The sequence below is a fragment of the Planococcus beigongshangi genome (assembly GCF_016820495.1).
GTDB lineage: Bacteria > Bacillota > Bacilli > Bacillales_A > Planococcaceae > Planococcus > Planococcus beigongshangi.
On sequence record NZ_JADHDU010000014.1, the window covers coordinates 1 to 13948 of the forward strand.

13 protein-coding genes, 1 tRNA gene, 1 other RNA gene and 1 other annotated feature are annotated in these 13948 nt (G+C 46.4%); of the genes, 3 read left to right on the top strand and 12 right to left on the bottom strand.

Annotated features, from left to right (window positions below; genetic code table 11):
* Nucleotides 1-206 precede the first annotated feature (206 nt).
* From IQ294_RS15910 to ffs, 5 genes are all read right to left on the bottom strand, one after another.
* Entirely contained in the window at nucleotides 207-422 is a 216-nt protein-coding gene (locus IQ294_RS15910; RefSeq protein ID WP_203335034.1) for a YaaL family protein, read from the bottom strand.
* Between the two features lie 15 nt (nucleotides 423-437).
* Complete coding sequence (recR, locus tag IQ294_RS15915) at nucleotides 438-1034, bottom strand: recombination mediator RecR (protein WP_203335035.1); 597 nt, start codon at nucleotides 1032-1034, stop codon at nucleotides 438-440.
* A 12-nt stretch (nucleotides 1035-1046) separates the two neighbouring features.
* Nucleotides 1047-1367, bottom strand: coding sequence for a YbaB/EbfC family nucleoid-associated protein (locus tag IQ294_RS15920; RefSeq protein ID WP_033543506.1), 321 nt, complete (start codon nucleotides 1365-1367; stop codon nucleotides 1047-1049).
* Between the two features lie 28 nt (nucleotides 1368-1395).
* Nucleotides 1396-3132 carry a DNA polymerase III subunit gamma/tau gene (gene dnaX / locus IQ294_RS15925; RefSeq protein ID WP_203335036.1) on the bottom strand — a complete coding sequence of 579 codons (1737 nt, stop codon included), beginning with the start codon at nucleotides 3130-3132 and terminating at the stop codon, nucleotides 1396-1398.
* A 150-nt stretch (nucleotides 3133-3282) separates the two neighbouring features.
* Nucleotides 3283-3548, bottom strand: an RNA gene (gene ffs, locus IQ294_RS15930) — signal recognition particle sRNA large type.
* A gap of 182 nt (nucleotides 3549-3730) precedes the next feature.
* On the opposite strand from ffs, the gene IQ294_RS15935 reads away from it, so the two are divergent.
* Nucleotides 3731-3823: transfer RNA gene (locus IQ294_RS15935), tRNA-Ser, on the top strand.
* A 306-nt stretch (nucleotides 3824-4129) separates the two neighbouring features.
* Here IQ294_RS15935 and IQ294_RS15940 read toward each other — a convergent pair.
* Both IQ294_RS15940 and IQ294_RS15945 read right to left on the bottom strand, forming a co-directional pair.
* Entirely contained in the window at nucleotides 4130-4798 is a 669-nt protein-coding gene (locus tag IQ294_RS15940; RefSeq protein WP_203335037.1) for a deoxynucleoside kinase, read from the bottom strand.
* The gene (locus IQ294_RS15945; protein ID WP_203335038.1) at nucleotides 4795-5433 is read right to left on the bottom strand and encodes a deoxynucleoside kinase; all 639 of its coding nucleotides are present in this window, start codon (nucleotides 5431-5433) and stop codon (nucleotides 4795-4797) included. The genes IQ294_RS15940 and IQ294_RS15945 overlap by 4 nt, the downstream gene beginning before the upstream one ends.
* A 253-nt stretch (nucleotides 5434-5686) precedes the next feature.
* Between IQ294_RS15945 and tadA the strand changes: the two genes are divergently transcribed.
* Nucleotides 5687-6172 carry a tRNA adenosine(34) deaminase TadA gene (tadA, locus tag IQ294_RS15950; protein ID WP_203335039.1) on the top strand — a complete coding sequence of 162 codons (486 nt, stop codon included), beginning with the start codon at nucleotides 5687-5689 and terminating at the stop codon, nucleotides 6170-6172.
* On the opposite strand, the gene IQ294_RS15955 is transcribed toward tadA, so the two are convergent.
* Both IQ294_RS15955 and serS read right to left on the bottom strand, forming a co-directional pair.
* Nucleotides 6167-7045 (bottom strand): alpha/beta fold hydrolase, encoded by an 879-nt coding sequence (locus IQ294_RS15955; RefSeq protein ID WP_203335040.1) that lies wholly within the window; start codon nucleotides 7043-7045, stop codon nucleotides 6167-6169. The two genes, tadA and IQ294_RS15955, sit on opposite strands and share 6 nt — an antisense overlap.
* Nucleotides 7046-7147: 102 nt before the next feature.
* On the bottom strand, nucleotides 7148-8422 hold the full coding sequence (gene serS / locus IQ294_RS15960; protein ID WP_203335041.1) for a serine--tRNA ligase: 1275 nt from the start codon (nucleotides 8420-8422) through the stop codon (nucleotides 7148-7150).
* Nucleotides 8423-8490: 68 nt separating this feature from the next.
* Nucleotides 8491-8699: a binding site (T-box leader), on the bottom strand.
* A gap of 160 nt (nucleotides 8700-8859) precedes the next feature.
* Between serS and pdxR the strand changes: the two genes are divergently transcribed.
* Entirely contained in the window at nucleotides 8860-10275 is a 1416-nt protein-coding gene (gene pdxR, locus IQ294_RS15965; RefSeq protein ID WP_203335042.1) for a MocR-like pyridoxine biosynthesis transcription factor PdxR, read from the top strand.
* 21 nt (nucleotides 10276-10296) lie between these two features.
* On the opposite strand, the gene IQ294_RS15970 is transcribed toward pdxR, so the two are convergent.
* The 3 genes from IQ294_RS15970 to IQ294_RS15980 form a co-directional block, all read right to left on the bottom strand.
* Nucleotides 10297-11637 (bottom strand): serine hydrolase, encoded by a 1341-nt coding sequence (locus tag IQ294_RS15970; RefSeq protein ID WP_284699736.1) that lies wholly within the window; start codon nucleotides 11635-11637, stop codon nucleotides 10297-10299.
* A gap of 136 nt (nucleotides 11638-11773) precedes the next feature.
* Nucleotides 11774-13237, bottom strand: a complete 1464-nt coding sequence (gene guaB, locus IQ294_RS15975) for an IMP dehydrogenase (RefSeq protein ID WP_203335043.1) — start codon at nucleotides 13235-13237, stop codon at nucleotides 11774-11776.
* A gap of 102 nt (nucleotides 13238-13339) precedes the next feature.
* Nucleotides 13340-13816 carry a glutathione peroxidase gene (locus IQ294_RS15980; protein ID WP_203335044.1) on the bottom strand — a complete coding sequence of 159 codons (477 nt, stop codon included), beginning with the start codon at nucleotides 13814-13816 and terminating at the stop codon, nucleotides 13340-13342.
* Nucleotides 13817-13948: the final 132 nt, after the last annotated feature.

The following is a 13948-nucleotide window of genomic DNA, read 5'->3' on the forward strand; positions in this document are numbered from 1 at the left end:
TTTGCTGTTCAGTTTTCAAGGTTCAAGTTGTTGATGGTTGCTGTCGTTCTTGACGACTTCTACTATACTAAAGCATGTTTCGGATACTGTCAACAGATTTACCAAATAAAATTATATTTAAAAAGTATTATCTACGCTTTTTCTTTTTCCTTCTATATAAGTGGTCAAAAGAAAAAGTGAAGACTGAGGAGTAAAACCCTCTGCCCTCACTTGATTTTCACTTCACGCAGCCTTGCTTCCCTTAAAAGAAATAAGTGCTTACTTTCAGCAATTTGTCGTTTAGCTATTATATATAAATCATAATCGTCAGACATTTCTTCCATTTCTTTAGCTGTGTGCAATTCCTGCTTCGTGTCGAAGAACTGGGATATCAACTGCTCGTCAAACTCTTTCTTTAATCTGCCTTTTCTAGAAAACAGCATTCGTCGATCTCCTCTTTATAGCTCCCGACGGCCTTCAAGCGCTTTCGACAGCGTAACTTCATCCGCATATTCCAGGTCTCCGCCTACCGGTAAGCCGTGGGCAATACGTGTCGTTTTGATGCCCGATGGTTTAACAAGACGTGAAATATACATGGCTGTCGCTTCGCCTTCGATTGTCGGATTCGTAGCCAGTATCAATTCCTCCACCTGCTCATCCTGTAAACGTTTGATAAGGGATGGCACGTTGATGTCTTCAGGACCGATGCCTTCCATTGGAGAAATCGCTCCTTGCAGCACATGATACAAACCGGTGTAATCCCGCATCTTCTCCATGGCGATGACGTCTTTCGGATCCTGTACGACACAAATCGTAGTCCGGTCCCGTTTCAGATCCTGGCAAATATGGCAAGGGTCCACATCGGTGATATGTCCGCACACTGAGCAAAAACTCAAGTTGCGTTTTGCATCAACAAGCGCTTTCGCAAAATCAAGCACTGTATCTTCTTTCATTCCAAGCACAAAAAATGCCAGACGGGCCGCTGTTTTCGGCCCGATCCCTGGCAATTTCATAAAACTCTCCATCAATTTCGATATAGGTTCCGGATAATGCATAATTATTGCCTCCTAGAACATTCCTGGGATGTTCAAGCCCTTCGTGAATTTCCCCATTGTGGAATTCGCATGTTCGTCCGCTTTCTTGAATGCTTCGTTTGTCGCAACAACCAATAGATCCTGCAGCATTTCTACATCTTCAGGGTCCACTACTGATGGATCCATGACGATGTCCAATACTTCTTTATGTCCGGAAACAGTGACTTTGACCATACCGCCGCCAGCTGCTCCTTCGAATTTCATTGTACCGAGCTCTTCTTGAGCCTCAGCCATCTGTTTCTGCATTTTTTGCATTTGTTTCATCATACCTTGCATGTTTCCGCCACCGCGCATAATGTTTTCCTCCTATTATATGTGTTTTTCAGTCTTCATGAATTTCGACGAAATCTTTTCCGAAAAGCCGCTCCGCCTCGGCGATGAACGGATCGTCTTCCGCTGCAGCGCCTTCCTGCGAAAATGGATTTTCTTCTTCAGGGTCCGCCTGTTTTTCTTCGGTACCCGCTTTCAATCCGCTCTTTTTAATGAAATCTTCGCGGATCTTCAGCCAGCTTGAATCAGGGACATACACCGGCGTATACGCCTTGCCTGTATACTGCTCCAGCAACTCGCTGAACATCGCTGCAAATGTCTGATTTTCAGACGCCATCTGGCAATGAATATCATACTTGAATTTTAACACAAATGCATCACTTGATGCCGCTACGGGCTCCGCTTCATTCAATAAAGCCGAATGGGATTTCTGGAGCTGCCCCATGACTGTCGCCCAATTCGTCTTAATGGCCTGAATATCCGGTTTTGTCGCGTTTTTCAGCACTTCCTGAATACGGCCGGTCGGAATTTTAAAACCGCTCTGCACGCGCTGCCGCTTTTTCTGTTCCGTTGCTGCCGGCGCTGCAGAAGCCCCGCCACCGTTCTTCAATTGCTGCTGCAGTTCACGGACCAGCTGTTCGAGCACTGACACTTTCGCTTCGAGTTCCGGTGAAGCCGCTGCAGAGGCGGATACCGCTGCCGGCGTTTCCGCCTGCACCATTTTCAGCAGGGCTGTTTCCATGTAAATCTTCGTATGATTGGAAAAACGCATTTCCTGCTGGGTTTTCGTCATAATGTCAATCCAGCTGTAAAGCGTCGCCGCTTCAAATTGTTTTGCCAGCTCTTCAAAACGGTTTTCGTGGCTCGCAAGCTCCAGCATGTCATGCAGATCCGGTGCTGTCTGGATCAGCAAAAGGTCGCGGAAGAAGGTGATAAAGTCTTCCACCAGCCTTACCGGGTCTTTGCCGTCGCGCACAAGTTGCTCCAATAAAGTCAGAGCCTGCCCAATATCTTTTGCAAGTAGCGATTCCGCAATATCGTAGAACATATCCTGGCTGATGGAACCTGTCACCAGTAAGGCATCTTCGATGGACATTTCGTCTCCGCTGAAAGATACCACCTGATCGAGGAGACTGAGTGCGTCCCGCATTCCACCCGCCGCTGCCTGGGCAATGATTTTCAGCACTTGTTCATTGTAAGGGATCTGTGCGTCGTCCAGCACTTCGATCATGCGCTTGACGATATCTGCTTGTGTATGGGATTTAAAATCAAAACGCTGACATCTGGAAATGATCGTCAGCGGCAATTTATGCGGCTCGGTAGTCGCAAGGATGAAAACGACATGTTCCGGAGGTTCTTCCAGTGTTTTCAGCAATGCATTGAAGGCACTATTGGATAACATATGCACTTCATCGATGATATAAATCTTGAAACGGGAATTGGCCGGAGAAAAGCGGACCTTCTCGATGATTTCACGCATTTCCTCCACACGGGAATTGGAAGCCGCATCGAATTCGATGACATCAGTGTTGGACCCTTCCATAATACTCACGCAGGAAGAGCATTCATTGCAGGGCTCGGATGCCGGCGCCCTTTCGCAGTTCAGCGCTTTGGCAAAGATCTTCGCCGCACTTGTCTTTCCCGTACCGCGCGGGCCGGAGAAGAGATAAGCGTGAGTCGTCTTGTTATAAAGGAGAGCATTTTGAAGGGTTTGTTTGACATGCACCTGACCGGTCATTTCGGAAAAGGACTGCGGTCTGTATACACGGTAAAAAGCTTGATACGCCAACGGTTTTCTCTCCTTTTAAAAAATATGTTTATCGTCCTTCCATTATACCATAAATCGGCTCCCCTTCTTATGGTTTTCAAACGGTTTCACATGCACAAAATAAAAAACCCGCCCGCATAAAGCGGACAGGTTCTGAATGTAAATTAAATGCCGTGCACCTTTCTTCGACTGCTGTACATAAGCGTTACCCTTGTCGCTGGCTCGATCTAGGCGATCCCGCGGCACATGGAAAGTTCCACTTAATGCTGCTTCCTTCCGGACCTGACATGGTTCATGGGTTCCCATTGCGCAGGACCCAGATGTCAACACTACGTGCAAGAGGCAGACCTTACATACAAACAGCCTCTGAAAGGAATTCAGTCCTGCTGAAGCGGATTGCAGGTTACAGGACACCGCTATCTTCCCACCTAGCACGGCATTTATTAGTATACGTATTAATCCGAAAAAAATCAATCGTAATGGCTGAATAGAAAAAAATTGTTCTCTTTTAAAGCTTCCATTCACTCCGATCGAAAAAAATCAATTGTCATGAAAAAAATCTTTTCAAAAGTGTTGACAGCTTTTATCGATCCGTGTTAAATTAATTCTTGTCTGATACGGAGGAATACCCAAGTTTGGCTGAAGGGATCGGTCTTGAAAACCGACAGGGGAGTCAAATCCCGCGGGGGTTCGAATCCCTCTTCCTCCTCCATTTTTTGAATTTACGCGCATATAAATTCGAGATTGGATTCGTTACGAAAGTAACGAATTTTTCTTAAACCATATGTGACTGAAAATTTTGATTCGCTAAATTATTAAATTCACTAGACTTCCTATATGGAAGCCTTTTTTATTTCCCGGGAAATATCGAAAAGCGCAGGCGCCCGTTTAGCTCTGAAAGGCATAAGCCAGAACAGCGAAGCGGCCTTAGCCGAAGAGCTGGGCCGCCGGAGTCTAGACAGAGAACCCAAACCAAAGAAAAAACCTTGAGCTGCATAACCGCTCAAGGTTTTTTGTTTTATTTACGCAGGACTAAAGCCTGCTGCATGAAATTGCCGATACGTTCCACAATCTGCTCCGAACATTCCGGATCATTCAACAAGTCGTAATCGTTGATGTTCAGTCGGAGAACCGGACAGCCATTGAAGGTATTGATCCAGTTTTCATAACGCTCGTGCATTTCGATCCAGTATTCCACCGGTGTCTGCTGCTCCATTTGACGGCCGCGCTCCTGAATGCGTCCGATGATGTCGTCAATTGACCCTTCCAGGTAAATCAGCAAGTCTGGATGCGGGAAATATGGGGTCATGACCATGGCTTCGAAAAGATTCGTATACGTTTCGTAATCCACATTGTTCATCGTACCCTTTTCCCAGTGCATTTTAGCGAATATGCCGGTATCTTCATAGATCGAACGATCCTGGATGAAGCCGCCGCCGTATTCGAACATGCGCTTTTGCTCCTTAAAGCGTTCAGCAAGGAAATAAACCTGCAGATGGAAGCTCCATTTTTCAAAATCATCATAGAACAGGTCAAGGTATGGATTCGAATCCACCTTTTCAAAAGAGGTGCGGAACTGCAGCGCATCTGCCAAAGCCTTTGTCATCGTTGATTTGCCGACGCCGACTGTTCCAGCAATCGTAATGACCGCATTTGCCGGGATGCCATATTTTTCACGTAAATTCATATTGATAAACTCCTTTGTTGTAGCGTATCATCCACTTTGGAAAGGATCAGCTGCAGATCCGCTTTATTCTGTACAAAATCTATTTCATCCCCATTAAAGCGGAGCACGGGAATTTCAGGGTGCATACGCTCGAAATGTTCGATGAATTCATGGTAATCAGCAGCAAGCTGTTCCATATAATCCGCAGAAATCAATTGCTCGAATTCACGGCCGCGGAGCTTGATGCGCTTCATGAGGGTGTCAAGGCTCGCGTGCAGGTAAATGACCATATTCGGCTTCGGCATATCCGCCGTCAAAATCTTATAGATTTCTTCGTATTTCGCATATTCCTCAGGGGGTAATGTGCGTTTTGCGAATATCAGGTTTTTGAAGATGTGATAATCCGCTACGACTGATTCACGGTTCGAGATGAATTTCTTTTGGATATCACTCAATTGTTTATAGCGGTTGCAAAGAAAGAACATTTCCGTCTGGAAGCTCCATTCTTCAATGTCTTCATAGAATTTATTTAAAAATGGATTTTCGTCCACGATTTCCTTCAGCAATTTAAACTGATTATGATCGGCAATCGCTTTGCTGAGCGATGTTTTTCCTACGCCGATCGGCCCTTCTACCGTGATAAATGGAACCGGCATCCGAAGCCCCCCTTTTTCTTTTCAAGTCTGTTCGGTAACCTTAATTTTACCATAGACAGCCTTTTAAAAGTAGGGGCAAAAAGTGACGGTAAAATTAACAAAAGACTTTCGAAACCTTGTTCCTGCAGGCTTCTGAAGAATTTATCATAGTCAGAAAAGCGGCTCTTTATTTTTTATATTCCCGAATGCGGCTTGAAAACTTTCTGCCGGATTTCCTGAAAGATGCTAAACTGGGCTTAAGGAGAGATGCGGTATGAACGGCTTGGAACAAGATCAATTTTATATGGAAATGGCGATAGAAGAAGCGCATAAAGCGGCGGCAAAAGGCGAAGTTCCGATTGGAGCCGTCATCGTGCACGATGGCAAAGTCATCGCACGCGCCCATAATCTCCGCGAAACGACCCGGAACGCCGTAACGCATGCAGAATTGATGGCCATCCAGGATGCCTGTGAGGTGCTGGACAATTGGCGGCTTGAAAACACCATCCTTTACGTAACGTTAGAGCCGTGTCCCATGTGTGCCGGCGCCATCCTGCAGTCACGCATTCCCCGGGTTGTCTATGGGGCGCGCGATCCAAAGGCAGGCTGCGTCGATTCCCTTTACCGGCTGTTGAATGATGAACGGTTCAACCACGAATGTGAAGTGAAGGAAAATGTGCTGGCTGATGAATGCGGCGGGCTGCTGACCCAATTTTTCCGCGGTCTGCGGGACAAAAAGAAAAAACGGAAGCTATTATAAAGCTTCCGTTTTTTTAATGCCCAGAAATTCCTGGATTAGCCGGTTCACAATCTCCGGCTGTTCATGATGCACCCAGTGCGTCGCTTCGCCGATGAAAACTAGCTCCGCATCCATACAGAAATTCAGACTTTCTTCCGCCAGCTGCTGTGACAGGAACTGGTCGCCCAGCCCCCATAAGATCCGTACAGGAACAGCAATTTTTTTACCGGGCGTCTGGTTGAAACTGCCTTTTGTAAGGGCCCGGTACCAATTCAGCATACCTGTCAGCGCACCTTCTTGGGCCCATGCCTCTTTATAATTCGCTAAATCTTCTTCAGAAAACGTGTTTTTCCGGCTTGTATTCTTCATCGCCTGCTCCATGAACCGGAAATCTTCCGCCGCCATCATCTTTTCCGGCAGCTGCGGAATCTGGAAATACGCCATATAGGAACTTCTCACCAATTGCAGCGGATTCCGCATCATCACTTTCGGCATCGCCAATGGATGCGGGATATTGATGGCGATCAGCTTTTCCACGAGCTCCGGACGCGTCGCCGCAAGCTGCCAGGCGACCGCTCCGCCCCAATCGTGCCCGATGACGACCGCTTTCTCTTTCCCGCTCCAGCCGATGAGTCCCACAATGTCGTCACGCAGTTTATTCAAGGTGTAATTTTCTGCGCCTTCCGGCTTGCTGCTCAAGTTATAGCCCCGCTGATCCGGCGCCATCACGCAATACCCCTGATCCACAAGTGCGCCTATCTGGTGTTTCCAGCCATATGAGAATTCGGGGAACCCGTGCAGCAAAATCACCAGCGGCCCGTCTTCCGGACCCGCGACAGCCGTATACAGCTTCATGCCATTTGTTTCTATCCATTGGAATTCCAGATCTTCCACATCAAAAACTCCCTTCGTGTCGTCTGCTTATCTATACCCTCACAGGCAGCAATAAAATCAAAAAAGGCTCCATAAGCACGAGGCCTATGGAGCTCTATTCTATTATTTGATGTATTCTTTGCCGCCCATATACGGACGCAGCACTTCCGGAATGCGGACAGAACCGTCTTCCTGCTGGAAGTTTTCAAGAAGTGCCGCAACTGTGCGGCCGACTGCCAGTCCACTGCCGTTCAGGGTGTGGACGAATTCCGGCTTGCCGCCTGCCTCGCGGCGGAATTTGATGTTCGCACGTCTTGCCTGGAAATCTTCGAAATTACTGCAAGAAGATATTTCGCGGTACATTTCCTGGCTCGGAATCCACACTTCGATGTCGTATTTCTTTGCAGCTGTGAATCCGAGATCCGCCGTGCACATTTTCAGGACGCGGTAAGGAAGCTCCAGTAATTGAAGAACTTTCTCCGCATGACCCGTCAATTTCTCCAGTTCATCGTAAGATTCTTCCGGCTTCACAAAGCGCACCAGCTCGACTTTATTGAATTGATGCTGACGAATCAAACCGCGTGTATCACGGCCCGCAGAACCTGCTTCAGAGCGGAAATTCGCGCTGTAGGAAGCGAATGCCTGCGGCAGCATGTCACCTGGCAAAATTTCATCGCGGTAGAAGTTCGTCACCGGCACTTCAGAAGTTGGAATCAGGAAATAATCTTCCGCTTCGATCAGGAACGCATCTTCTTCGAATTTCGGCAATTGCCCGGTGCCCGTCAAACTTTCGCGGTTGACGAGATACGGCGGCAGCATTTCCTCATAACCATGCTCTTCCTGATGAAGGTCCATCATGAAATTGATCAAGGCGCGTTCAAGGCGAGCCCCAAGTCCGCGGTAGAACACAAAACGGCTTCCTGTCACTTTTGCGGCCCGTTCAAAGTCGACAATCTTCAAATCTGTCGCGATATCCCAATGCGGCTTCACTTCATGACCGAATTCCGGCTTATCGCCCCATGTGCGGATTTCTTCGTTATCATCTTCCGTATCACCAAGCGGCACGCTGTCGTGCGGAATGTTCGGTACGCGCAGCATGATGTAATTCAGGCGCTCTTCCACTTCACGCAGTTCATCGTCGATCGTTTTGATCGCATCGCCCACTTCGCGCATTTTCGCAATCGCTTCATCAGCGTTTTCTTTATTGCGTTTCATCACGGCGATATTTTGTGAAGCCTCGTTGCGCTCAGCTTTCAGTTTCTCTGTCTGCGCAATCAATTCGCGGCGCTTCGCATCAAGCGGCTGGAATTCATCCAAAACCGAGATATCTTCTCCCCGTTTCGCAAGCTTCCCTTTCACTTCTTCAAAATTGTCCCGTACAAATCGAATATCCAACATGTTAAATTCCTCCTCTTTTTTTTTGGCGCCAATGGAAAAAAGACAACAAAAATAGCCCACGTCCCCTGGTAAGGGACGAGAGCTACCCGCGTTGCCACCCTGATTAACCGGAAAAATCTCCGGTTCTCTTCATCACATAACGGCATTAAAACCGGCAATGGCTTATTTCGCCATGCAACTCCGGGGTGGATTCAAACGCGTTTTTCACCGGTTCGCACCAACCACCGGCTCTCTTTGGAAAAACAGACGTCCTACTAGTTCCCATCAACGTTTCTACTTTTAAATTAATCATACTTTACTATAATCTGTTCAGTTTGGCAAGAGCATCTCCGGCTCTGCCCCTTTTGCTCCAACTCCTCCGTTGCGTTATACTTAAACTGACCTTCGTTAAACCACTGAAAACAATGAATTAAACATACCAGTCTGGAGAGACGCGCATGGATATGCTGATGTTCCAATTAGATAAACAAAACGCCAGTCCCCTTTACAAGCAACTCTATACTGCCATCAAACAAGCTATCATCGAAGGAAAAATCTCTGTCGATACGAAATTGCCGAGCAAACGAAAATTGGCGGATTTCCTGTCGATCAGCCAAACGACCGTTGAGCTGGCTTATGGGCAATTGGTGGCTGAAGGGTTTATTGAATCCCGTCCGCGAAAAGGATATTACGCACAGGCCATCGAGGAACTGGCTTATCTTGACCTGCCACAGGAAGAAGCGGTGATTCCGGAAAAAATCGACTATGTATTCGACTTCAACCCTGCCCAGATCGATACTTCCTCGTTCCCTTTTGCGACTTGGCGTAAATTGGCCAAAGACGTAATCGACGAGACAAATGGCGATATACTGCTATCTGGACATCCTCAAGGCGAAGACATGCTGCGGCTGGAGATCACCCGCTACCTGTTCCAGTCACGCGGAGTCGTTTGCCAGCCGAACCAGATCGTCATCGGTTCAGGCACAGAACAATTGATGCCGCTGCTGATCCGGCTATTGCCAAATACCTTCATCTTCGGTTTTGAAAATCCGGGATATGCCTTGACGCACAGTATTTTCAGCCACCATGACCGGAAGTCGCTGCCAATTCCCATCGATGAAGACGGCATCAATGTAAATGAGCTTGAAAACTCTCCGGTCGACGTGGCATATGTGACACCTTCCCACCAGTTTCCGACCGGTTCCGTGCTCAGTGCCGCCAGACGCGCCCAATTATTGAACTGGGCGAACGCCAAGCCTGAGCGCTATATCATCGAAGACGATTATGACAGCGAATTCCGCTACACCAGCAGGCCGATTCCCGCCCTCCAAAGCATGGATCTAAGCGGTCGGGTCATCTACATCAGCACCTTTTCGAAATCGCTGATGCCTTCACTCCGCATCGCCTACATGGTCCTGCCGAACACCCTGGTGCACGAATACAATAAAACCTTTCTCCATTACTCATCTTCTGTGCCGCGGTTTGATCAGCAGATTGTAGCCCATTTCATGAAAGAAGGGCATTTCTCGAGGCATCTCAACCGGATGCGGAAACTGTATAAGAAAAAACTGGAGAAATTGACGGCGACACTGGCTTCATTCGCGCCGGCTGTTAAAATTTCAGGCGAACAAGCCGGGATGCATGTAGTATTGACCATCGAGACGATGTTCAGTGAAAAACAGCTTATTGCACTCGCAAAAGATGCAGGAATCCGGGTTTTCGGCCTGCATTCCTACGATATCGGGAAATCTGAAAGCAGTTCTCCCCGCATCGTCATCGGTTTTGGCGGCATGACGGAATTTCAAATCGAACAAGGCATCCATGAACTCATGGCAAGCTGGAAAATAAGCCAAAACAAAAAGCAGTTCATCTGATAAAAGATGAACTGCTTCTATTTAAAATAAACCTTTTACAAAATCAACAGCGCCTGTCCACATAGTGGAGAAGAATCCTCCCACAGCCTGCAGTGACAGGGCGAACCAATTGGCACGTTCCACACTTTCAGTCGTAATGACTTCAACGCCGCCTGCTGCCCCGTCCAGGTAGCCATAATCAGTGCCTGACTCGGTAGTCAGTTTAACCGTTCCGACCACTTGATCTTTTTCGATGGCTGCTTCAAGGTTGCCATCCACCAGCAATGATTCATCGAGAACCAGTTCCGGAACGTAAGCATCTTTCTCGCTGGAGCGGACCATCATTGTGATCGGTTCCTTCACCGCAATCTTGACTTCATCTTCTTTCCCTTTTGAAACCGGTAAAGTCTGCTTATCTTCAAATTGATAACCAGCTGGCACAATTTCCTGTTTTGTAAATTGACCGAAGCCATAATCCATCAAAGCGCGCGTAGCATCGAAACGTGCTTTATAAGAACCGACACCTTCACTGTCCACGGCTTTCATTACTACAGTGATTAGGCGCGTATCTCCGCGTTTCGCTGTACCAGTGAATGAATGGCCGGCGAAGTTTGTTGTACCCGTCTTTAATCCGTCCATACCTTCATATTCATAAACCAGGCCTGGAAGCATGAAATTCCAGTTTTCCATTTCAATTGCGTCACTTGTATCTGCGCGGAAAACCGCTTTAGCGATGCTTGCTGTTTCGAGAACTTCCGGATAATCTTCCATCAGCACTTTCGCCAGTTTCGCTACAGAACGGGCAGGCATGACGTTTTCGTCAGTTTCCCCAGTACCTTCTGGATGCATGCCTTTTAAGTCTGCATTGTTCAAGCCTGTCGAGTTGACGAATTTTGTATCTTCAAGCCCGAGTTCCACTGCTTTTTCATTCATCAGACGGACAAATTCGCCTTCAGTCCCAGCAATTGTTTCAGCAATACCGATAGTAGCCGCATTCGCTGAATAAATCGCTAAAGCTTCATACAATTCTTTGATGGAATAACTGCCATCCGCACGAAGCGGGACGTTGCTGAGTGCTCTGTCCTGTGAAACCTGGTAAGTAAAATCAGTTACGTTATATTGTTGATCCCAAGTGATGCGTCCTTCTTCGATTGCTTCAAATAGAAGATATTCGGTCATCATCTTCGTCATACTTGCTACACCAAGCGGCGTATCTGCATTTTTTTCATATAGGATTTTTCCAGTGTCAGCATCCACTAAAATAGCTGCGTCTGCCAATATATTCAATGATTCGTTCGCATTTGCCTGCTGCGGAACCATCATAGCCGTCATAAATATAGTTAATATCGTAAACAACAATGTCGTCTTAAATACCTTCTTCAAATCTCTCTATACCTCCATTAATCTATTTCCCCATGCTATTCTATCATATTATTAATGCCATGAAATAAAAATATGAAAAAAGCACTCTTTGTCACCTATATCAGGTGATAAAGAGTGCTAAAAGCTTCAACTTCTATTAAATCGAGTAGTTCGGTGATTCTTTTGTAATCTGAACATCATGTGGATGGCTTTCACGCAAGCCGGCTCCCGTCATACGGATAAACTGGGCTTCATTGCGCAATGTTTCCAAATCTTTCGTTCCGCAATAGCCCATGCCTGCACGGATGCCTCCGAGCAATTGATGGATCGTATCTGAAAGCGGCCCTTTATAAGGCAGTCTTCCTTCAATTCCTTCCGGTACCAGCTTTTTCGCTTCGTCCTGGAAATAACGGTCTTTTGAACCTTTCTCCATGGAAGCGATGGAACCCATACCGCGATATGTTTTAAAGCGACGCCCTTGGAAAATTTCCGTTTCTCCTGGACTTTCCGTTGTTCCAGCGAGGAGACTTCCAAGCATTACAACATGCCCTCCGGCAGCAAGCGCCTTGATGATGTCACCTGAATACTTGATGCCGCCATCTGCAATAATCGCCTTGCCATGTTTTTTCGCTTCAGTTGCACAATCGTAAACGGCCGTGATTTGCGGAACACCTACGCCGGCTACGACACGCGTAGTACAGATCGATCCAGGACCGATACCGACTTTCACTACGTCAGCACCTGCTTCAATCAGCGCTTTCGTTCCTTCAGCAGTCGCTACATTTCCGGCTATGATCGGCAACTCAGGATATTGTGAACGGATTTGGCTGACCATATCCAAGACGCCTTTCGAATGGCCATGTGCAGTATCAAGAACGATAACATCCACATGAGCTTTTACAAGTTGTTCAACGCGTCTTAGAGTGTCGGATGTAACGCCGACTGCTGCTCCGACTAGAAGGCGGCCATGTGAATCTTTCGCTGCAATAGGGAATTCTATGACCTTTTCAATGTCTTTGATCGTAATCAAACCTTTTAAAATTCCTGCATCGTCGACAATCGGTAATTTTTCGATTTTATATTGCTGAAGGATCTTTTCTGCATCTTCCAATGTTGTACCGACCGGAGCAGTAACGAGACGCTCTTTCGTCATTACATCATTGATCTCGAGGGAATAATCCTGGATGAACCGAAGATCACGATTTGTAATGATGCCCACCAATTTCAATTCTTCTTTATTATTGACAATTGGCACCCCGGAGATACGATATTTGCCCATTAGGTGCTCGGCATCGTATACCTGATGTTCTGGAGTCAAAAAGAAAGGATCGGTGATAACGCCATTTTCAGAACGTTTAACTGTCGTCACTTGCTCGGCTTGCTCTTCGATGCTCATATTTTTATGAATCACACCAAGACCGCCTTGACGAGCCATGGATATCGCCATTTTTGCTTCCGTTACTGTGTCCATCCCTGCACTGATGATCGGGATATTCAGTTTTAACTGCGGAGTTAATTCAACCGATAGATCCACATCTTTCGGTAATACTTCCGAATGGCCCGGAACCAGTAATACATCATCAAAAGTCAGACCCTCTTTAACAAATTTCGATTCCCACATAATCGACACGCCTCCAGCTTCCTATTAAATATTATTGTAAGGTTATCAGTGGGTATGCAGGGTGTCAAGAATTCTCGAATAGAAAAAGTATTCCGACTAGTTTTAAAGGATTGCACGCAAATCTTCTTCAATATCTTTCGGCGAAGTTTGAGGATGATACCGCTTAACGATCTGCCCTTTCTTATCAATCAAAAATTTGGTGAAATTCCATTCGATTGGCCCTGCCGGAACTGTTTCTCCCAAGGAAGTTAAATGTTTAAAGAGCGGATCTGCATTCTCTCCATTTACTTCAATCTTTGCGTACATGGGAAAGGTGACACCATAATTCATCTGGCAAAATTCCATTGTTTCTTCCTGATTTTCAAATTCCTGATTGTTGAATTGGGCGCAAGGAAAACCCAGGATTTTAAAACCTTGACCTTCATATTCTTCATATAATTTTTGAAGATCTTCGAATTGAGGCGTGAGTCCACATTTACTGGCGGTATTAACGATCACTACTGGGTGGTCTTTGAATTTTTCAAGCGATTCCATTTCTCCTTGAACATTTTTCACTTTAAAGTCGTAAATCGAAACCATTTTATCATCCTCCTAAGTTACTTTAAGAGTATATTTTATATGGTTGAGGCACAAGTAATAAGAGTCTGCTTTCCATTCATTGTCCATCATTTTATTTTTTTACGACAAAAAAGGCCATCACCACTTACGCGG